The sequence below is a fragment of the Litorivita pollutaquae genome (assembly GCF_003205515.1).
Classification (GTDB): domain Bacteria; phylum Pseudomonadota; class Alphaproteobacteria; order Rhodobacterales; family Rhodobacteraceae; genus Litorivita; species Litorivita pollutaquae.
Genome location: NZ_KZ826481.1, coordinates 138,810 through 159,544 on the forward strand (window position 1 = coordinate 138,810; position 20,735 = coordinate 159,544).

A 20,735-nucleotide genomic window follows, 5' to 3' on the forward strand; every position below is an offset into this window, starting at 1 on the left:
GCGCGGATCAGGACGCGGCGCGTTCCTCGACAGAGGCGGCCAAGGATTCAGCACGGGCGGCTATTTCGGCCAATGTATCGGTCACCTCTTGCGGCACCACCGGCACTTCGATGCGTTCGGGCGCCGGTGCGGGCGCGGCGCGCAGCTGTGCCAGTTCCGCATCGCGTTCGGCCAACAGATCCTGCGCCGCGCGCAATTGATCCTCTAGCCCCGCAGTTTTATCCGCCAGCATCAAGCCGGACATCAATAACATGCGCGGTTCCGGCAGGCGGCCGATTTGTTGACCAAGCGTCGTTGCCTCTGCGTCCAAAATACGCGAGGCGGAGATCAGGTAATGCTCCTCGCCCTCTTGACAGGCCACTTCGAACAGGCGGCCACCGATTTGAATTTCCACTTCTGGCATTAGGCGTCCTCTCCAAATTCTGTCGCGCGTTCAATGGCTTCGCCCAGATCCGGCGCGACGATGGCTCCGGCGATCAAGGGCTCCAGTTGACCCAAAATCGCCGCCACCTCTGCGCTATCGGCCGCGCGGGCGGCGCGCAGGGCTTCCAATTCGCCGAGCATGGATTTGTTGATCAAATGCGGCTCTGCAACCCCGGCCTGATTGGCGTCACGCAGGGCCTGATTGTTGTCACGCAACATCGCATTGACCTTGCGCAACCGTTGCAGCTCGCTGTCGAGTTGCTCCATCTGCGCCCGCTGCTGCCCCTGCACCTCTGCTGCGGCCTCTCCTGCACGTTCTTGTTTCTCATGCAGAGATTTAAGCCGTTCTTGCAACTGCGCATTGACCAGCTTCTCGTCTTCAAGCTGTTGGCGCAACGCCTCTACTTCACCGGTATCCGGTTCAGCAACAGGCGCGGCGACGTTCAATCCCTCCACTCCCGTGCCGATCCGCTCCAACGCTGCGGTGATCCGGCGGTGTAGCTCTTCGATCTGACTCATGTCATTCACCTGTTCTGCCCGTATTGGCCATTTGGGGCCGTTTCCAACCCGTCTCGCCCGCATCCCCTCGGGCGGCTATTCATTGCGGATCACGGCCCAAGCCGCACCGTCTTTGCAAGAGGCAGCCGCGCCGCCGCCCCCCAGCCAGAAGCCATCTGCCGCTGTGGGCCTGGCCCGATTTTGGCGCGAATCGCTTCGTTACGCCCATTCTGCGGCAGGTTGGGCCTCGGGTCTAGCTTTCGCCGCCCCTTTTACGCCAATGGGTTAGACGGCGCGCTTGATCTTCGCGGGGGGGATGCTAAGAGCCATTGTTAACGCTCACGCCACTTAAAAGGACTTGCCCCTTGGACATTGCTGCTCTGCGCTCTGCGAACCCCGACCACTGGATGAAGGCTGCCGCGATCCGCGCCTTGACCCTTGATGCGATTGCCGCCGCCAATTCCGGCCATTCCGGCATGCCGATGGGCATGGCCGATGTGGCAACGGTTCTGTTTGAAAAGCACCTGAAGTTTGATGCGAAAAACCCGCTGTGGCCGGATCGTGACCGGTTTATTTTGTCGGCGGGTCATGGCTCGATGCTGATTTATGCGCTGCTCCACCTGACCGGATACGAACAGGTGACCTTGGACGAAATCAAGAACTTCCGCCAGATGGGCGCAAAAACCGCCGGTCACCCCGAGAATTTCTTGCTCGACGGCGTAGAGGTCACAACCGGCCCGCTTGGCCAAGGCATCTCGACCGCCGTGGGCTTTGCCATGGCCGAAGAAATGCAGCGCGCTCAATATGGTAAGAAAATCGTCGATCACCACACTTACGTGATCGCTGGCGACGGCTGCCTGATGGAAGGCATCAGCCAAGAGGCCTTGGGCCTTGCGGGGCGGCACGAACTGTCGAAATTGATCGTCTTTTGGGACAACAACAACATCACCATCGACGGCACCGTCGAATTGTCGGACCGCACCAATCAGGTGCAGCGTTTCAAAGCCTCCGGTTGGCATGTGCAAGAGATCGACGGGCATAACCCCGCCGAAATCGACGCCGCGATCATCGCCGCCAAAAAGGCCGGCAAACCCTCGATGATCGCCTGCAAGACCCATATCGCATTGGGCTCCTCGGCGCAGGATACATCCAAAGGCCACGGCGCGCTGACCGATCCCAAATTGATCGCCGATACCAAGGCGCTTTATGGATGGACCGCAGGCCCCTTCGAGGTGCCCGCCGAGATCAAAGCGCAATGGGAAGCCATCGGCGCACGCGGCGCGGCGGACCGCACCGATTGGGAGGCACGGTTTGCCTCGATTTCCGAACGCAAGCAGGCCGAATTCGACCGCGTCTATGCCGGCGACGCGCCGAAAAAACTATCGGCCACGATCAAGGCGTTGAAAAAGCAGATTTCGGATGAGGCGCCAAAGGTTGCAACGCGCAAATCGTCGGAAATGGTGCTTGAAGTCATCAATCCGGTGATGAGCGAAACCGTCGGCGGATCGGCGGATTTGACCGGATCAAACAACACCAAGACCGGCGATCTTGGCGTGTTTGACCCCGAAAACCGCGAAGGCCGCTACGTCTATTGGGGCATCCGCGAACACGGTATGGCGGCGGCGATGAACGGTATGGCGTTGCATGGGGGCCTGCGGCCCTATGGCGGCACGTTCATGTGCTTTACCGATTATGCGCGCCCCGCGATGCGCCTTGCCGCATTGAGCAAAATCCCGACGGTTTTCGTGATGACCCACGACAGCATCGGCCTTGGCGAAGACGGCCCGACACACCAACCGGTCGAACATCTCGCGATCAGCCGCGCCACGCCGAACACCTATGTGTTCCGCCCTTGCGATACGGTCGAAACCGCCGAAGCATGGGAAATTGCATTGACCGCCAAGGAAACACCATCCGTTTTGTCGCTCACACGGCAAAGTCTGCCGACGTTGCGCACCGAGCACAAGGTCAAAAACCTGACCGCACAGGGCGCCTATGTTTTGGCCGATGCCGAAGGCAAACGTCAGGTGATTTTGTTGGCCACCGGATCCGAGGTCGAGATCGCCATGGCCGCGCGCGATAAATTGCAGGCCGAAGGCATCGGCACGCGGGTCGTTTCGATGCCCTGCTGGGAGCTTTTTGCCGCGCAAGACGAAGCCTATCGCAAACGGGTTCTTCCCGGCGGTGCGGTGCGGGTCGCAGTCGAGGCCGCCACGCGGTTTGGTTGGGATCAATGGCTCTGCGGCGAGCGCGGCAAATATGCCAAAGCCGGTTTCGTCGGCATGGACAGCTTTGGCGCCTCTGCCCCTGCGGACCAGCTTTACGAAAAATTCGGCATCACGGCGGAAAATGTCGCGGCAACGGCCAAAGGGTTGCTTTAACCCCCGCCCGATCCGCACAGGTCACATATGACGCAAAGGCTCCGCTCCGGCGGGGCCTTTTTCTTTGGCGCTGTTCCCCCGTAGATCGGGGCGTTACTATGCCCCCATGAGCCGCAAGACCCCGATCAAAGCCAACACCGGCCCCGCCAGACCTGCCAACCCAGCCAAACCGCGCGAGGAAGATCTTTATGCGCCGGTTAAATCCTTGCTCGAGGGCCAGGGATATGAGGTCAAAGGAGAGATCGGCGCGGTGGATGTCATGGCCATGCGCGGGGATGATCCGCCGGTGATCGTCGAACTCAAGACCGGATTCTCGCTAACCCTCTTCCACCAAGGCATTGACCGCCAAGCCGTCACAGATCACGTTTATATCGCAGTGCCCTATTTGGGCACGAAGCAATTTTTGGGTGCGCTGAAAAGCAATCTCAAACTGTGCCGTCGGCTTGGGCTTGGGCTGATCACGGTCCGTTTGCGCGACGGGCATACGCAAATCCACCTTGATCCCGGCCCGTATCAGCCCCGCATTTCAAAACCCAAGCAGACGAGGTTGCTCAAGGAATTTGCCAAACTGGAGGGCGACCCCAACACCGGCGGGCAAGTGCGCCGGGGGATCATGACCGCCTACCGGCAAGATGCGATGCGGCTGCAAGTGCATCTGGCACAGTGTGGCCCGATGAAAGCCGCCGATCTCGCCAAGGCCACTGGCATCGCGCGGGCGCAAAAAATCATGGCGGATAATCATTACGGTTGGTTCGAGAGGGTCAGCCGCGGCATCTATGGCCTGTCGCCTCGGGGATCTGCGGCTAACCCTCAAGATAATTAGGATTATAATGACATTATATCAAACACTTAGGTGAAATCACGCTCCCGTGAAGAAACTTATGTCGATGACGGGGTGTTGTCTCCTCGAAGGCCAGCAAGACCGCTGGTTCAGACTAAGGAGACCTATTATGAAGACGTTTACAATGACTCTCGCCGCCGCTGCCACCGCCGCTACAGGTGCATTTGCCGATGCCCACATGGGCGCAGCAATGATCGAAGCGGGCAATCAAAGCCTCGCCGGGAACGGCACGGTTCGGGCCGATAAAGTCGTGACACCTGTCGACGGATGGTTGGTCATTCACCGCGTCGATGACGGCAAGCCCGGCCCCGTGATCGGCCATTCGAAACTCGATGCGGGCGACAACATGGCCGTCTCGACCCAGCTCCTCATGGAAACCGTGCCGGGGGAAGAATTGATGTTGATGATCCATACCGAGGACGGCGGCCTGGAACAGAACGTGTTCGAATACACGCTGGGATCCAGCAAGGACGTGCCATTGGTGATTAACGAAATGCCGGTGATGACCACGGTCACAGTGACCCAATAATATGTGAACCACAAACATGTGGATCATCGCGCATCAGCTTGATCGCGCTTCGTTTGGCCCGCAGCATCGCTGCGGGCCATTCGTGTTCAATGGGCGACGGAGGCCGAAAACAAGTGGATCACAGCTACCCCGCCAAGGATCATTGCCATTCCTATGATCGCGGCGATATCAAGGGTTTGCTTGAAAACTATGAGTCCCATAAGAGCGACGAGGACGATCCCCATGCCGCTCCAGATCGCATAAACGATGCCAAGCGGCATGCTGCGCAGCGCCAGCGACATGAAGTAGAACATCCCGCCATAACACAGCGCCATCAACACCGTCGGAACGGCGCGGGTGAACTGCTGACTTTGTTGCAGTAATGTGGTGCCGACCACTTCGAGAAAAATCGCAATGCTGAGGGCAATATAGGCCGGAAGGGCGAGGGTCATAGCGGGGTCCTAGGTCTGGAAGTCTGGTCTGGTCTGGTTGTCGCTGCGCCATGCGGCTCTGTCAATCATTGCGCAGGATCCGCAGCGATTAACCGATTCTTAAATGCGGCCGCCTTCCGTTGGTAAAAGACGGGCTGCACCGATGTTAGCGCAACCCCGCTAACATTCTTGTGGAACGCCAGAACGCGGGCAAAGATGTTGGTCGCTAACAGGCCACAGTTAACGCTAACACAATGGAAAATAATGAAAAAACGTGAAAGACTGCTTTCGCAACCAGGGCGGGCCACCTATATCACCGCCAACCCCAAACCCGATCAGGAGACCACCGCATGACCATCACCGTCGGTATCAACGGATTTGGCCGCATTGGCCGCTGCACCCTCGCCCATATCGCCCAAAGCGGGCGCAACGACGTGCAAGTGGTCAAAGTGAACGCCACTGGCCCGCTGGAAACCGCCGCGCATCTGATGCGCTACGACAGCGTGCATGGCCGCTTCGGACACGACATCAAGATCGGCGAAGGCACGATGGATTTGGGTCGCGGTCCGATGCAAATGTTTTCCACCTACGACATGGACGAATTGGATTGGTCGGGGTGCGACGTGGTCATGGAATGCACCGGCAACTTCAACGATGGCCTGAAAGCAAACAAACATTTCGAGCGCGGTGCCAAAAAGGTTCTGCTCTCCGCCCCCGGGAAAAACGTCGATAAAACCATCGTCTACGGTGTGAACCACCGCGATTTGGCGGCCAATGACAATATGGTGTCGAACGGGTCTTGCACCACCAATTGCCTCGCGCCTCTGGCCAAGGTGCTCAACGATGCGATTGGCATCGAAAGCGGCATCATGACCACGATTCACAGCTATACCGGCGATCAACCGACGCTCGACCGTCGCCATAACGATCTTTATCGTGCCCGCGCCGCCGCCATGTCGATGATCCCGACCTCGACCGGTGCCGCCAAGGCGCTCGGCGAGGTTCTGCCCGAATTGGCCGGTAAACTGGACGGCACATCGATCCGCGTGCCGACCCCGAATGTTTCGGCCGTGGACCTGACCTTTATCGCCGCCAAGGATGTTACAGCCGGTGACGTCAACGAGGTGGTGCGCGAAGCCGCCGCCGGTCATATGGGCGCGGTTTTGGGTTATGATCCCGAACCCAAGGTGTCGATCGATTTCTGTCACACCGAGCAAAGCTCGATCTTTGCCCCCGACCAAACCAAGGTCACCGGAAAACGTTTGGTGCGGGTTCTGGCATGGTACGACAACGAATGGGGGTTCTCGTGCCGCATGGCCGATGTCGCCGCAGCGATGGGCCGCCTGATCTAAATGAAGCCTCACTTGATTTGCAAGGCCTCCTCGGGTAACCCCTTGGAGGCCTTCTTGTTTATGCGCGTGCGGCAGATCCATGACCAATAAAATCGCTATCGGGCTTGGCCTGTCGATCCTTGGCTTGATCGCGTTGGACCATTTTTTGGCCGATGGGTTCAATACGCTGTTCTTGCTGCGCAAGCTGGCCGATCTCATCGAATGGCTGGCCTTCTGGCGCTAGGGTACGCGCCGTGGCCTCAATCGCCCCGCAAGTCCTAGTACTGATCTACACTGCGCCCTCATTACCCGCCAAGGAGTAAAAATGTGACCGTTTTCTGGATTACTCTCTCGCTCGTGGGTGTGGCCGCCCTGTTTGTTCTGAACGGCGCACGGCAAACCCATGCCTTGATGATCAAGGTGCGCGCCATCAATCCGATGCAGGGCAAAACCGTGACGATTTCAACCGGCCAACTGCACTATGTCGAACGCGGCACGGGCCCTTCAATTTTGCTCATTCACGGGCTGGGCGGTCAGCAGGGGAATTTTGATCTGGGTATGATTGATGCATTGGCCAAAGATTATCGCGTGGTGGCGATGGATCGCCCGGGCATGGGCTATTCCGAGCGCCCCGAAGATATGGCCGCAAACCTGCGCGCACAGGCTGATTATGCTGTTGAGGTGATTGATGTTTTAGGGCTTGGGAAACCTTTGGTCGTCGGGCATTCCTTGGGCGGAGGTACGGCGCTGGCCTTGGCGCTGGATCATCCGCAAAAAACCCGTGGCCTCGCCCTACTGGCACCAGTGACCCGCGCGGTTGACAGCGCGCCGGAAGCGTTCAAAGCGCTTGGCATTAAAAACCGCGCACTGCGATGGCTGGTATCAGAAACTTTGGCCGCCCCTGCCAGCGTGAAAAACAGCGCCAAAACCATGGATTTGATCTTTGGCCCCGATGCGGTGCCCGAAGAATACACGCGCAACGGCGGTCTTTTGGGGCTGCGTCCGGTCTGTTTTCGCAACACCTGCCGCGATTTTCAGCATGTGCAAGATGACCTCCCCGAAATGGAGGCCCGATATGACGAGATCAAAGTACCGGTCGCTCTGCTTTTTGGCACCGCAGATCGGGTTTTGGACCATACCGAGCACGGGGTTCACCTTTGTGCAATGCACCCGCATTTCTCGCTCGATCTGATAGAGGGCGCGGGCCATATGTTACCCACGGTCTATCCCGAAGCCTGTGCGGATTTCGTGCGTAAAATCGATGCCTTAACGACGGTGCCGACCGGCGCAAACCAGTCGACAGATAGATAATGCATGGCGCAAACGCCCGCTCGATCCCAGGCGGACCGACAAGCCACAGGTCAGATCACAGCTATTTTTCGAGCTTTTCCAACAATTTATCACGCACAGCCGCAGGAACGAATTTGCTCACATCACCGTCGAGCCGCGCAATTTCTTTGACCAGCTTCGAGGCAATCGCTTGATGTCGGGCTTCGGCCATGAGAAAGACGGTTTCGACCGAGCTGTCGAGGGCACGGTTCATGCCGACCATCTGAAATTCATATTCGAAATCCGCAACAGCCCGCAGCCCGCGCACAATCACATTCGCACCCACATCATGGGCGCAATGGATCAATAGGTTTTCAAAAGGATGGGCGACGATTTCGGTGCCGGTCCGTTCGGCAATTTCCGCAATCACCGGCTGGATCATTGTCACGCGCTCTTCAAGGCTGAAAAGCGGGCCTTTGTCGCGGTTGATCGCAACGCCAATGACCAAACGGTCGACCAAAGCCGCCGCGCGGGAAATAATGTCAATATGTCCGTTGGTTATCGGATCGAATGTGCCAGGATAAAGGCCGATGCGCATAGAAGCACTCCCATAGGAAAGGTGGCTTCACGCAACATTATTGCGCGAAAGAATGCAAGCAGGTTTGTTCGTTTTTTCTGCACTGCGCAGATATGACATCGCAAAACCGGTCAGGACAGGGCGGACGCCTGCCATATCGGCGGTTGGACGCGCCTAATGGCCCATGATCATGCCTTCGAGGGCGTTCCGTTCCATCGCCAATTCTTGCAGCCGGGCCTTGACCACATCGCCGATGGTGACGATACCGACCAGTTGCCCGCCTTCGACCACCGGCACGTGGCGAAACCGTCCTGTCGTCATCCGCTCCAACACATCATCAGAGCTTTCATCGCGGCTACAGGTGATGGGGTTGCGGGTCATCATTTGTTCGGCGGCTTCATTCAAACAAGCCGCCCCGCGCAACGCAAGACTGCGCACGATGTCGCGTTCTGACAAAATGCCGTCGGCGCTCATGCCATCTTTGGACACCACCACGCCGCCAATGCGCCGCTCCGCAAGGATTTGGCTGACCTCGGTGATCGTGGTTTCGGGGGTCACCGTGATCACCCCATCGTCGCCCTTGGATTTAAGAATTTGATGCACCAGCATGATATTCCTCCCTTGCCTTGCTTCTTCCAGCCTCATCCGGCTGCGACATTCTGTCAAGTGCGGGCTTGGGGTCGTCATGATTTATGCGATTGCTCTGCCCCGTTTCCGCTCAACTGAAGGCCGGTTGCCCTGCGACCTCCGCCTCAAGGCGCGCAACTTCGCGGCGCAGCCCCTCGGTCAGCGCCACCGCGAACCGGTTGAGCCGCTCCAACCGGCGATCATCCGCATGACGGATCAAATAGAATGCCCGGGTCAAAGACAGATCCTCGGTAAGAATACGCCGCATCCCCTGCCCCGCCGGCAGGGCGAAATCATGCATCACGCCAATGCCGCCACCCTGACGCACCCAATTGAATTGCACCGACACGGAATTCGAGGCCAATTGCGCCCGGGAGATCCCGATTTCTCCGAGGTAATCAAGCTCTTTATCGAAAATCAGGTCGGGGATATATCCGACCATCCGGTGGGTTTTGAGATCCGAAATAGTCTGGATCGGCGGGTGTTGCGCCAAGTAATGCTCCGAGGCGGCCAGATGCAATTTATAGTCAGAGATTTTCTGCACCGTGAGGCGGCCTGCGCTTGGCGGGCTGACGCCGATGGCCATATCGGCCTCGCGCTTCGACAGGTTAAACACACGCGGCAACGCGACGATTTGCACCTCAAGGTCGGGGTTTTCGGCGGTGATCTGCGCGCAGACCTGCGGCAGCAGAAAGTTTGCCGCCCCGTCCGGGGCGCCGATGCGAATCTGGCCGGACAATTCCCCCGCCTGTCCGGCCACGGCTTCGATGCCCGCGACCATCGATTGTTCGGCGCGCTCGGCGTGCTCCAACAGCCGTTGGCCGGTGTCGGTCAACGCATAGCCCTGCGGTGATTTGACAAAAAGCGCCGCACCCACGGTGAATTCCAACCGCGCGATACGCCGGCCGACGGTTGCGGCATCCACCCGCAATACCCGCCCCGCCCCCGATAGGCTTTCCGCCCGTGCGGCGGCGAGAAATACCCGCATATCATCCCAGTGCAGCCCCATTCGGATCTCCCAATCAAGCCATCCCGTCAGGCCGCCCAACTTTGCATTCTTGCAAAACCTATTTGGAATATTTCATCCTTTACACCGAAAATTGCAAGCCTATCCTGCGCCCACCCCGTCAACTTTGGAGGACATTCCATGCAAGAGCTTACACATTACGTCAACGGCCAGCACGTCAAAGGCACATCCGGGCGCTTCACCGATGTGATGAACCCCGCCACCGGCGAAGTTCAGGCCAAAGTACCATTGGCGACCAAAGCCGAGATGGACGAGATCATCGCCAAGGCCGCCGAAGCCCAGGTCGCATGGGGCGCCACCAACCCGCAGCGTCGCGCGCGGGTGATGATGAAATTCGGCGCATTGATTAACGAGAATATGGATGAATTGGCCGAATTGGTCAGCCGCGAACATGGTAAAACCCTACCCGATGCGCGCGGCGACGTGCAGCGCGGGCTTGAGGTTGTCGAAGTTTGCATGGGCGCGCCTGCGATGCTCAAAGGCGAATTCATGGACAATGGCGGCCCCGGCATCGATCTTTATTCCATGCGTCAGGCCTTGGGCGTTGTCGCCGGCATCACGCCGTTCAACTTCCCCGCCATGATCCCCTTGTGGAAAATGGCACCGGCCCTGTCGTGCGGCAATGCGATGATCCTGAAACCCTCCGAGCGTTGCCCGTCGACCTCGCTGCGGCTCGCGGAATTGCTGACCGAAGCGGGATTGCCCGATGGCGTTTTGCAGGTCGTCAATGGCGACAAAGAGGTCGTCGATGCGATCCTCGACAATGAAACTATCCAAGCGGTTGGCTTTGTCGGATCGACCCCGATCGCACAATATATCTATGGCCGCGCCGCGACAAACGGCAAACGCGCGCAATGCTTTGGCGGCGCAAAAAACCACATGATCATCATGCCCGACGCCGATATGGACAAAGCGGCGGATGCTCTTGTCGGATCGAGCTTCGGTGCGGCGGGCGAACGGTGCATGGCGATTTCCGTGGCCGTTCCAGTCGGCGAAAAAACCGCCGATGCGTTGATCGAACGGTTGATCCCGCGCATCGAAAAATTGAAAGTCGGCCCTTATACAGCAGGCGACGACGTCGATTACGGTCCGGTGATCACCGAGGCGTCCAAAACCCGCATCGAAGGTTTGATCAGCTCGGGCGTGGAACAAGGCGCGACTTTGGTGCGCGACGGTCGCGGGATGAGCTTGCAAGGCTATGAAAACGGTTACTTCGTCGGCCCGACCCTGTTCGACAATGTGACCTCGGACATGGACATCTACAAAGAAGAAATCTTTGGCCCGGTCCTGACCCAAGTGCGCGCGCAAAACTACGAAGAGGCGCTCAAACTGACCATGGACAATGAATACGGCAACGGCACCGCGATCTTCACCGCCGATGGCGATGTGGCGCGCGATTTCGCCAGCCGCGTAAACGTCGGCATGGTCGGGATCAATTTCCCGATCCCTGTGCCTTTGGCCTACTTCTCCTTTGGCGGTTGGAAAAAATCGGCCTTTGGTGATTTGAACCAATATGGACCCGATGCGTTCCGGTTCTACACCAAAACCAAAACCGTCACCGCACGCTGGTTCTCCGGGATCAAAGAAGGTGGTGAATTCAACTTCAAGGCAATGGACTAAGTTCCTGCTGCGATTGATGAAAACCTGCGCGGGCATGGATCTTTGCCCGCGCGATCTACCGGCCTTTGCCTTGACCCTTGGCGACAAAGACGCCAGCATTCGGGCCTAAAGGCGCGGGCCCTCACGGCTTCGCCGAATGCGAACCCCAAGGACAGAGTAAATGGCGGGCAGCTACAGAATATTAGAGGCGCACAACCTGGCCTATTTTCGCTTTCACGGCACGGTCACCACACCCCAATGTGTCGCGATGCTGAGCGCCTATGCTGCTGATCCGCTTGCCAATCCCGAGCAAGCCCATTTCAGCGATCTGTCCGAGGTAACCCAGATCAAAGCAGATCATCAAACCATGCTACAAATGATCTTGCAAATCGCCCAGATCAGCCGCTACGAACGCAGCACCGCCCTATCTGCCGTCTATTTACCAAATTCCGGCTTTCACGAAATCATGGGGGTTTATCGACGGCTTTGCGATGAATTCCTCTCCGTGCGGGTCCAGGTTTTCCGCGAGGAAACCGCCGCATTAACCTATGTGGGGCATCCGGATACGCGCCTTTCTACGCTTTTGGCATAGGATGGCGGCAAAGATATTCACGAGGAATCGTAAGGTAATGCGCGTTTGCTGACCTTGCAAAAATAACTTGAACGTTCACAATTAAACACACGTTCAATTCACACGACGGGCCACCGGATGCATTATAAGCACAGTGGCGACAAGGAGGACAGTCATGGATTTTGCCCTATCAGAAGAACAAACGGCCATTTTCGATATGGCCCGCGATTTTGGCCAGGAACGCATTGCGCCAAACGCCGGCGCGTGGGAGGCCGAGGGCACGATCCCGAAAGAGCTTTGGCCCGAAATTGCGGCGCTTGGCTTTGGCGGCCTTTATGTGAGCGAAGAAAACGGCGGCTCCGGATTGTCGCGTTTGGACGCGACATTGGTGTTCGAAGCGCTGTCCATGGCCTGCCCTTCTGTGGCGGCCTTTTTGTCGATCCATAATATGTGCGCCAAAATGATCGACAGCTTTGCCAGCGACGAGCTGCGCAACCGCGTGTTGCCCAAAGCGGTCAGCATGGAAACGGTGCTGTCCTATTGCCTCACCGAACCGGGTTCGGGGTCGGATTCCGCCGCGCTCAAAACCCGCGCCGAGCGGACCAATGAAGGATACTGCATCAACGGCAGCAAGGCTTTCATCTCTGGCGGCGGGTATTCCGATGCCTATGTGGTCATGGCGCGCACGGGAGACGCCGGACCCAAGGGGGTATCGTCGCTCTACGTCGAAGATGGCACCGAAGGATTGTCCTTTGGTGGATTGGAGAGAAAAATGGGCTGGCAAAGCCAACCCACACGCCAAGTTCAATTTGACAATTGCAACATATCTGCAGGAAATCTGATCGGAGAAGAGGGCAAAGGTTTCAAATATGCGATGATGGGCCTTGATGGTGGACGATTGAATATTTCGGCCTGCTCTTTGGGGGCGGCGCAATCGGCCCTGACCCAGACTTTGCAATATATGTCGGAACGCCAGGCTTTTGGTCAATCAATCGACCAGTTTCAGGCCCTTCAATTCCGCCTCGCGGATATGGAAACCGAATTGCAAGCCGCCCGCACTTTCCTGCGTCAAGCCGCATGGAAACTGGATCAGGGCGCGCCGGACGCCACGAAATTCTGCGCTATGGCCAAAAAATTCGTTACCGAAGCGGGCAGCAAGATCGTCAACCAATGCCTGCAATTGCACGGCGGATACGGCTATCTGGCTGACTATGGCATTGAGAAACTGGTGCGCGATCTTCGGGTGCATGAGATCCTTGAGGGCACCAATGAAATCATGCGGGTAATTGTCGCCCGCTCCTTGATGGCAGAGCGTGGATGATGAGCGATATTTCCATTCGAAAAGAAGGCGTTGCAGGGCGGATTACCCTCACCCGGCCAAAGGCGCTGAATGCGCTGAGCTATGAAATGTGCACCGCGATCGAAGGCGCATTGGATGCCTGGGCCGAGGATGATGCGGTGCAGGTGCTGATCATCGATGCCGAAGGCGACAAAGCCTTTTGCGCCGGCGGTGATATCGCCGAACTATACGCCACGGGGCGCGCGGGTGATTTCGACTATGGCCGCAAATTCTGGGCCGATGAATACCGGATGAACGCCAAACTCTTCGAATTTCCAAAACCTGTCATCAGCTTCCTTCAAGGGTTCACCATGGGCGGCGGCGTGGGCATCGGTTGTCACGGATCGCACCGCATCACCTGCGAAAGCAGCCGCATCGCCATGCCCGAAACCGGCATTGGGCTGATCCCTGATGTAGGCGGCTCGTTGCTATTGTCTCAATGCCCGGGCCGGATCGGCGAATATCTGGGGTGCACCTCTGGGCGGATGACAGCCGCGGATGCAATTTATGCTGGTTTCGCAGACTATTACGTTCCCGCACTCAAGTGGGCAGAATTGAAGTCTGCCCTCGCCATGAGCGGTGATCTCACTTGGATCGATAAAGCCGCAGAGCCCGCCACGCCAAGCACGCTCAAGGATGATGCAGAAACAATCGAACGGTGCTTTGGCGGCGAAACTCTGGGCGATATTTTTGATGCATTGAAGGCCGAGACCGGTGATTTCGCGGCGCGGACGCTTGCCACGATGCAGCGCAATTCACCGCTGTCGATGGCCGCGACGATTGAAATAATCCACCGTCTGCGCGGCAGCGATGACATCCGCCGCGCGCTCGAATTGGAATACCGGTTCACCGCCCGCGCAATGGAGCATGGGGATTTTCTCGAGGGCATCCGCGCTGCGATTATCGACAAGGACAAAAACCCTACATGGCGCCACAATGGCCCGGACGTGCCCGCCACGCAGGTCAGTCATATGTTGATGCCGCTGGGGGCGGACGGGCTTTCATTCACATGAGTTGGAACGGGGCCGATGCCCCTAAGGAGAGGAACGTAAAATGAAAATCGGATTTATCGGTCTTGGGAATATGGGCGCGCCAATGGCGGCCAATCTGGCCAAAGCGGGCCATGAGGTCATCGGATTTGACGCAGCAGGCACCACGGCCTCTGGCGTTGCGGTTGCGGCTTCGTCAGCCGAAGCTGCGCAGGGGGCCGAGGTGGTGATCACCATGTTGCCGAACGGCGCGATTTTACGGTCAGTGGCGTCCGATGTAGTCCCGGCGATGACGCAGGGCGCGGTTCTGGTTGATTGCTCGACCGTCGATGTCGAAAGCGCCCGCGCCGTCGCGGATCTTGCGACAAAGGCCGGACTGGGGTTTGTTGACGCGCCGGTTTCGGGCGGCACCATCGGGGCCGAAGCCGGAACGCTGACATTCATGGCCGGCGGGGCGCAGGAGGCTTTTGATCGCGCGGCGCCACTCTTTGACATCATGGGGCAAAAAGCCGTGCATTGCGGCGATGCAGGAGCCGGACAGGCGGCCAAGATTTGCAACAATATGATCCTTGGCGCCACCATGATCGCCACCTGCGAAGCCTTTGCTTTGGCAGATAAATTGGGGTTGGAGCGGCAGAAAATGTTTGACGTGGTCAGCACATCGAGCGGCTACAGCTGGTCAATGAATGCCTATTGCCCTGCGCCCGGCGTGGGCCCGCAATCTCCGGCAGACAACGGCTATGAACCGGGCTTTGCCGCCGATTTGATGCTCAAGGATTTGCGGCTCTCGCAACAGGCCGCAGAGGCCGTCGATGCCGATACGCCGATGGGTGCCGTGGCCGCCGCCCTATATGCGCAATTCGTCGAGGAAGAAGACGGCAAGGGCCGCGATTTCAGCGCCATGTTGCCCCGTTTGGCCGCACGCGGACGCGGATAACCGTAAGTTTGATCTAGGTCAGATACGTACGCATTCCAAACATGTAATGTATTCACATCTAAATGTGATGGAGTGAAAACATGCGAAATGTTGGTAGTATCGACCGGATCTTACGCATCGTGATTGGCGCGGCGCTGATCTTGGGGTTTTTCCTCGGTATAGGCGGCGCATATAATTGGGTGTTGCTGGTAGGAATTATCCCGCTTGCGACGGGACTTATGGGGACCTGTCCGTTGTATCGGCTCATCGGAGTGAACACCTGCCCGATGGACAAACGGTAACCCCCGACAAAGACAAAGGGCGCCCGATTGCGGCGCCCTTTTTTTGATTACTCTGCGGCCACCGACCCGGTTTTGAGCATCTGCGCCAAATAGCGGCCCGTGTGGCTGCGCGACTCTGCGGCCACCTGCTCCGGGGTGCCCGTGGCCACGATTTGCCCGCCCCCATCGCCGCCCTCGGGGCCGATGTCGATGATATGATCGGCGGTTTTGATCACATCGAGGTTGTGTTCGATCACCACCATCGAATTGCCCTGATCAACCAATTCATGCAGCACATCGAGCAGCTTTTTCACATCCTCGAAATGCAGCCCCGTTGTCGGTTCATCAAGGATATAAAGCGTGCGTCCGGTGGAGCGTTTGGCCAGTTCCTTGGACAGTTTTACGCGCTGCGCCTCGCCGCCGGACAGGGTGGTCGCCTGCTGCCCAACCTTGATATAGCCAAGGCCGACCCGCACCAATGCATCCATCTTTTCGCGTATGCTTGGCACGGCTTTGAAAAACTCTTGCGCGTCCTCGACTGTCATATCAAGAACGTCTGCTATGCTTTTGCCTTTAAATCGAATTTCCAATGTCTCGCGGTTGTAACGCGCGCCTTTACAGGTTTCGCATTCGACATAAACATCGGGCAAAAAATGCATCTCGATCTTGATCACGCCATCGCCTTGGCAGGCCTCGCAACGCCCACCTTTGACGTTGAAACTAAACCGCCCGGGCTTGTATCCGCGCGCCTTGGCCTCGGGCAGACCAGCGAACCAATCGCGGATCGGCGTAAACGCACCGGTATAAGTGGCCGGATTGGAGCGAGGCGTGCGGCCGATGGGACGTTGATCGATGTCGATCACCTTGTCGAGATGCTCCAATCCCTTGATCGTTTCGCAGGGCGCCGGCGTTTGGCGCGCCCCGTTGAGCCGCATCGAAGCGGTTTTAAACAAGGTTTCAATCGTCAGGGTCGATTTGCCGCCGCCCGACACGCCCGTGACGCAAACGAATTGCCCCAATGGGAAATGCGCCGTGACATTTTGCAGATTGTTGCCGGTCGCGCCTTTGACAGTGATTTTCTTTTTGTTGCCCTTGCGGCGCTTGGCCGGCACGGGAATTTCGCGTTTTCCGCTCAAATATTGCCCAGTCAGCGACGCCGCGTCCGTGATGATTTCTTCGGGTGTGCCTTTGGCGACGACCTGCCCGCCGTGGATTCCCGCACCAGGGCCGATGTCAAAAACATAATCGGCCTGGCGGATCATATCCTCGTCATGCTCGACCACGATCACGGTATTGCCTTGATCACGCAGGTTTTTCAGCGTCCCGATCAAACGGTCATTGTCCCGTTGATGCAGGCCGATCGACGGTTCATCCAACACATAAAGCACGCCGGTGAGGCCCGATCCGATTTGTGACGCAAGACGAATACGCTGGCTCTCGCCGCCCGACAGGGTGCCGGCATTGCGGCTCATGGTCAGATATTCGAGGCCGACATTATTGAGAAACCCGAGCCGTTCGCGGATCTCTTTCAAAATCGCGCGGGCGATTTCGTTCTTTTGCTTGGTCAGGTGTTTGGGAACGGTTTCGCACCATTCATAAGCCTCGCGGATCGACATTTGCACCACTTGACCAACGTGCAGGCAGGCCTCTGCCCCGCCGTCCGCAGGGTCGCCGCCCGCAGGGCCGATTTTCACCGCCAGAGCCTCGTCGCGCAAACGATAGCCACCGCAATCACCGCAGGGGCGGTTGTTCTGATACCGTTCGAATTCCTCGCGAATCCAATTGCTGTCGGTTTCGCGATAACGCCGTTCCATGTTGGGGATGACGCCTTCGAACACCCGGCTGACTTGATAAACGCGGCCGCCTTCGTCATAGCGGAATTGAATTTCCTCGTCGCCGGAACCATACAAAAACACCTGCTGCACATGGGCGGGCAAATCCTTCCATTTGGCGTTCTTGTCAAACTCATAGTGTTTGGCGATGGCCTCGATGGTTTGCAGAAAATAAGGCGATTTGCCTTTGCGCCACGGCGCCAGCGCACCATCATAGACCTTGAGATCGGCATCGGGAACAACAAGCCGTTCGTCGAAAAACAGCTCTACCCCCAATCCGTCGCATGTCGGACATGCGCCGGTTGGCGCGTTGAAGGAAAACAGCCTTGGTTCGATCTCCGGAATGGTGAAGCCACTGACAGGGCAGGCAAATTTTTCCGAAAATGTATAGCGTTCCGGATCGGGGGCGGTGCCATCCTCGCCCGCTGCGGGCGCGGTTTCCAAGATTGTAATGCCATCGGCAAGATCCAGCGCCGTGCGGAAGCTGTCGGCCAGACGGGTTTCCAACCCCTCGCGCACAACGATCCGGTCGACGACCACATCAATATCGTGTCGAAATTTCTTGTCCAATGTGGGCGGCTCGTCGAGTTCGTAAAACGCCCCGTCGACCTTCACCCGTTGAAACCCCTGCTTGCGCAGCTCCAAAAATTCCTTGCGGTATTCGCCTTTGCGGTCGCGCACGATCGGCGCCAGAAGAAAGGCGCGGGTGCCCTCCTCCATCGCCATGACCCGGTCGACCATATCCTGCACCTGCTGCGCCTCGATGGGCAGACCGGTCGCGGGGCTATAGGGGGTGCCGACGCGCGCATAAAGCAGCCGCATATAGTCGTAAATCTCGGTCACCGTGCCCACGGTCGAACGCGGGTTTTTCGAGGTGGTTTTTTGTTCGATCGAAATCGCAGGGCTGAGGCCGGAAATATGATCCACATCTGGTTTTTGCATCATATCAAGGAATTGGCGCGCATAGGCCGAGAGGCTCTCGACATAGCGCCGTTGCCCTTCGGCATAGATGGTATCAAAGGCGAGCGACGATTTCCCCGATCCAGACAGGCCGGTGATGACGACCATCTGATCGCGCGGAATATCCACATCGATGCTTTTGAGGTTATGCTCGCGCGCGCCGCGCACTTCGATGTTCTTCAGTTCAGCCATGATCTACCCTACTCACCCGTCTCCCCCTATCTAGTCCAAGGCGCGGGCAGGTCCAATGAAAAAACGCGAACAAAGTGTGAACTTCTCTGTGAGCGCCCAACCTATCATGGCGCATCCACGTTCAGGTCTTTTGCGCCAAAGCCCATGTCAGGATCGGGAAATCCGGATCGTCGGTCAAATCATCGGTTTCTGGGTCATACTCCGGCGGCCAATCGGGTTCCATATTACGCCGCGCGGCGTGGCGGTTGCCCCATTGTTTGGACTCGATGGCATCCTCTGCGAACCCGCATTCGATCAGCAGGTTTTTCATCCCCCGCGCCGACCAGCGCGAACAATCAACCGGTGCGCCGTGATAGGGAATGAAGAATGGCACCGCGACAAAGAAATGCGCGCCCTTGCGCATCATCTTGCGCACATTTTTTGTGGCGGCGTAGGGGCGGTCAAGATGTTCCCAAACCTGATTGGCGATCACCAGATCGAATTTGAACGGCGTGCCGCTTTCATCGCGCGGCGCATCGGCACAAATATCATATGCAGGATAGCGGAAGGCCCGATAGCTTTTGAAGTCAAAGCTGCGCCCCCATTTGCCCGAAATCTCCGCCACATCGAGAGACGGCGGATCAAGCCGCCGCATCCAGTCACGCGCCGATTTACTCATTACAATCCGGTTAAGACTTGGCACCGCGCACTCCTATTACCCGCGTATCTTTACCGATCGGCGCATGAAAAGAAACCCGTTGCGCGCCCTAGATATGGATCGCGCTACCATAGGCCTCCAACACGCTTTCGTGCATCATTTCGGACAAGGTCGGATGCGGGAAAACCGTGTTCATCAAATCCTCTTCCGTGGTCTCCAATTGACGCCCGATGACGTAACCCTGGATCAATTCGGTGACCTCGGCCCCGACCATATGCGCGCCTAGAAGTTCGCCGGTTTTGGCGTCAAACACGGTTTTCACCATGCCTTCGGGTTCACCCAAGGCCACGGCTTTACCATTGCCAATAAAGGGAAATTTCCCGACCTTGACGTCATAACCGGCCTCTTTGGCCTTGGCTTCGGTGAGGCCGACAGAGGCCACTTGCGGGTGGCAATAGGTGCAACCGGCGATGCTTTCGGGTTTGACCGGATGCGGATCACCACCGGCGATCAATTCGGCCACCATGACGCCTTCGTGTGAGGCCTTGTGCGCGAGCCATGGCGCCCCCGCGATGTCGCCAATGGCATAAAGACCATCCACGCCGGTGCGGCAATATTCATCCGTGACAACATGGGTGCGGTCAATTTTGACGCCAAGCGCCTCAAGCCCGAGCCCTTCGGTATTGCCAACAATGCCGACGGCGGAAATCACCGTGTCGAATTCCTGCGTGGTGACCTTACCACCTGCTTCGATATGGGCGGTGACTTTGCCTTTCGCGCGGTCAAGCTTTTTGACCATGGTTTTCTCCATGATTTTCATGCCCTGTTTAACGAATTGCTTTTTGGCAAAGCTGCTGATGTCAGCGTCCTCAACCGGCAACACACGATCCATCACCTCGACCACGGTCGTGTCGGCGCCGAGCGTGTTATAAAAGCTCGCAAATTCAATACCGATGGCGCCCGACCCGATGACCAGCAATTTCTTCGGCATCCGCGGCGGATTGAGCGCGTGGCGGTAGGTCCAAACCAGATCGCCATCGGCCTCAAGCCCCGGCAATTCGCGGGCCCGCGCGCCGGTGGCAATAATGATGTGTTTGGCGGTCAAATCCTCGCTGCCCTTATCGGTTTTCACCGTGACCTTGCCCTTGGCGGGCAGGCTGGCATCGCCGAGGATCACTTCGACTTTGTTCTTTTTCAGCAGGTGTTTCACCCCGCCTTCCATCTGCTTTGCGACCCCGCGCGAGCGTTTGACCACCGCAGGCAGGTCATAATCAATATTGCCCGCAGACAGGCCGAATTCCTTGGCGCGGTGCATCAAATGGAACACTTCGGAGGAGCGCAGCAAAGCCTTGGTCGGGATACACCCCCAGTTGAGGCAAATACCGCCAAGGTTTTCGCGTTCGATCACCGCAACCTTAAGCCCCAATTGCGCCCCACGGATGGCCGCGACATAGCCCCCCGGGCCCGCCCCGATCACGATCACATCAAACGCCTTGGCCATCCTAA

At 57.7% G+C, this 20,735-nt stretch carries 21 protein-coding genes; 12 read left to right on the forward strand and 9 right to left on the reverse strand.

Annotated elements, in window-relative coordinates; translation table 11 throughout:
• Positions 1–7 precede the first annotated feature (7 nt).
• Positions 8–403 carry a cell division protein ZapA gene (locus DI396_RS00635; protein WP_110794245.1) on the reverse strand — a complete coding sequence of 132 codons (396 nt, stop codon included), beginning with the start codon at positions 401–403 and terminating at the stop codon, positions 8–10.
• Positions 403–942 (reverse strand): hypothetical protein, encoded by a 540-nt coding sequence (locus DI396_RS00640; protein ID WP_110794246.1) that lies wholly within the window; start codon positions 940–942, stop codon positions 403–405. The genes DI396_RS00635 and DI396_RS00640 overlap by 1 nt, the downstream gene beginning before the upstream one ends.
• 344 nt (positions 943–1,286) lie before the next feature.
• Here DI396_RS00640 and tkt point away from each other — a divergent pair, with 344 nt between their 5' ends.
• The 3 genes from tkt to DI396_RS00655 all read left to right on the forward strand — a co-directional run bounded on the left by tkt (position 1,287) and on the right by DI396_RS00655 (position 4,672).
• Positions 1,287–3,302, forward strand: coding sequence for a transketolase (gene tkt, locus DI396_RS00645; RefSeq protein WP_110794247.1), 2,016 nt, complete (start codon positions 1,287–1,289; stop codon positions 3,300–3,302).
• 106 nt (positions 3,303–3,408) lie between these two features.
• Positions 3,409–4,125 (forward strand): DUF2161 domain-containing phosphodiesterase, encoded by a 717-nt coding sequence (locus DI396_RS00650; protein WP_110794248.1) that lies wholly within the window; start codon positions 3,409–3,411, stop codon positions 4,123–4,125.
• 127 nt (positions 4,126–4,252) lie between these two features.
• On the forward strand, positions 4,253–4,672 hold the full coding sequence (locus DI396_RS00655) for a DUF7282 domain-containing protein (protein ID WP_110794249.1): 420 nt from the start codon (positions 4,253–4,255) through the stop codon (positions 4,670–4,672).
• 86 nt (positions 4,673–4,758) lie between these two features.
• On the opposite strand, the gene DI396_RS00660 is transcribed toward DI396_RS00655, so the two are convergent.
• Positions 4,759–5,103, reverse strand: a complete 345-nt coding sequence (locus tag DI396_RS00660; protein WP_110794250.1) for a DMT family transporter — start codon at positions 5,101–5,103, stop codon at positions 4,759–4,761.
• Between the two features lie 329 nt (positions 5,104–5,432).
• Here DI396_RS00660 and gap point away from each other — a divergent pair, with 329 nt between their 5' ends.
• From gap to DI396_RS00670, 3 genes are all read left to right on the forward strand, one after another.
• On the forward strand, positions 5,433–6,434 hold the full coding sequence (gap, locus tag DI396_RS00665; RefSeq protein WP_110794251.1) for a type I glyceraldehyde-3-phosphate dehydrogenase: 1,002 nt from the start codon (positions 5,433–5,435) through the stop codon (positions 6,432–6,434).
• Between the two features lie 79 nt (positions 6,435–6,513).
• On the forward strand, positions 6,514–6,657 hold the full coding sequence (locus DI396_RS16530; protein ID WP_204362765.1) for a hypothetical protein: 144 nt from the start codon (positions 6,514–6,516) through the stop codon (positions 6,655–6,657).
• A gap of 83 nt (positions 6,658–6,740) precedes the next feature.
• Positions 6,741–7,724, forward strand: a complete 984-nt coding sequence (locus DI396_RS00670) for an alpha/beta fold hydrolase (protein WP_162617115.1) — start codon at positions 6,741–6,743, stop codon at positions 7,722–7,724.
• Between the two features lie 61 nt (positions 7,725–7,785).
• On the opposite strand, the gene coaD is transcribed toward DI396_RS00670, so the two are convergent.
• The 3 genes from coaD to DI396_RS00685 form a co-directional block, all read right to left on the reverse strand.
• The gene (gene coaD / locus DI396_RS00675; protein WP_110794253.1) at positions 7,786–8,280 is read right to left on the reverse strand and encodes a pantetheine-phosphate adenylyltransferase; all 495 of its coding nucleotides are present in this window, start codon (positions 8,278–8,280) and stop codon (positions 7,786–7,788) included.
• A 153-nt stretch (positions 8,281–8,433) separates the two neighbouring features.
• Positions 8,434–8,868: a CBS domain-containing protein gene (locus DI396_RS00680; protein ID WP_110794254.1), complete on the reverse strand. Its 435-nt coding sequence runs from the start codon at positions 8,866–8,868 to the stop codon at positions 8,434–8,436.
• 109 nt (positions 8,869–8,977) lie between these two features.
• The gene (locus tag DI396_RS00685) at positions 8,978–9,895 is read right to left on the reverse strand and encodes a LysR family transcriptional regulator (protein ID WP_110794786.1); all 918 of its coding nucleotides are present in this window, start codon (positions 9,893–9,895) and stop codon (positions 8,978–8,980) included.
• A 138-nt stretch (positions 9,896–10,033) separates the two neighbouring features.
• Between DI396_RS00685 and DI396_RS00690 the strand changes: the two genes are divergently transcribed.
• The 6 genes from DI396_RS00690 to DI396_RS00715 all read left to right on the forward strand — a co-directional run bounded on the left by DI396_RS00690 (position 10,034) and on the right by DI396_RS00715 (position 15,629).
• Complete coding sequence (locus tag DI396_RS00690) at positions 10,034–11,533, forward strand: CoA-acylating methylmalonate-semialdehyde dehydrogenase (protein ID WP_110794255.1); 1,500 nt, start codon at positions 10,034–10,036, stop codon at positions 11,531–11,533.
• A gap of 160 nt (positions 11,534–11,693) precedes the next feature.
• A complete protein-coding gene (locus tag DI396_RS00695) occupies positions 11,694–12,104 on the forward strand; it encodes a hypothetical protein (RefSeq protein WP_162617116.1) in 411 nt (136 codons plus the stop codon).
• A 154-nt stretch (positions 12,105–12,258) separates the two neighbouring features.
• Entirely contained in the window at positions 12,259–13,404 is a 1,146-nt protein-coding gene (locus DI396_RS00700) for an acyl-CoA dehydrogenase family protein (RefSeq protein ID WP_110794257.1), read from the forward strand.
• Complete coding sequence (locus DI396_RS00705; protein ID WP_110794258.1) at positions 13,404–14,435, forward strand: enoyl-CoA hydratase/isomerase family protein; 1,032 nt, start codon at positions 13,404–13,406, stop codon at positions 14,433–14,435. The genes DI396_RS00700 and DI396_RS00705 overlap by 1 nt, the downstream gene beginning before the upstream one ends.
• Before the next feature lie 40 nt (positions 14,436–14,475).
• A complete protein-coding gene (mmsB, locus tag DI396_RS00710) occupies positions 14,476–15,348 on the forward strand; it encodes a 3-hydroxyisobutyrate dehydrogenase (RefSeq protein WP_110794259.1) in 873 nt (290 codons plus the stop codon).
• An 80-nt stretch (positions 15,349–15,428) separates the two neighbouring features.
• Positions 15,429–15,629 carry a YgaP family membrane protein gene (locus tag DI396_RS00715; protein WP_110794260.1) on the forward strand — a complete coding sequence of 67 codons (201 nt, stop codon included), beginning with the start codon at positions 15,429–15,431 and terminating at the stop codon, positions 15,627–15,629.
• 47 nt (positions 15,630–15,676) lie between these two features.
• Here the strand turns inward: DI396_RS00715 and uvrA are convergent, their stop codons facing one another.
• From uvrA to lpdA, 3 genes are all read right to left on the reverse strand, one after another.
• Positions 15,677–18,592: an excinuclease ABC subunit UvrA gene (gene uvrA, locus DI396_RS00720; protein WP_110794261.1), complete on the reverse strand. Its 2,916-nt coding sequence runs from the start codon at positions 18,590–18,592 to the stop codon at positions 15,677–15,679.
• A 121-nt stretch (positions 18,593–18,713) separates the two neighbouring features.
• Positions 18,714–19,274 carry a class I SAM-dependent methyltransferase gene (locus DI396_RS00725; RefSeq protein ID WP_235851690.1) on the reverse strand — a complete coding sequence of 187 codons (561 nt, stop codon included), beginning with the start codon at positions 19,272–19,274 and terminating at the stop codon, positions 18,714–18,716.
• Between the two features lie 64 nt (positions 19,275–19,338).
• The gene (gene lpdA, locus DI396_RS00730; RefSeq protein WP_110794263.1) at positions 19,339–20,730 is read right to left on the reverse strand and encodes a dihydrolipoyl dehydrogenase; all 1,392 of its coding nucleotides are present in this window, start codon (positions 20,728–20,730) and stop codon (positions 19,339–19,341) included.
• Positions 20,731–20,735 lie beyond the last annotated feature (5 nt).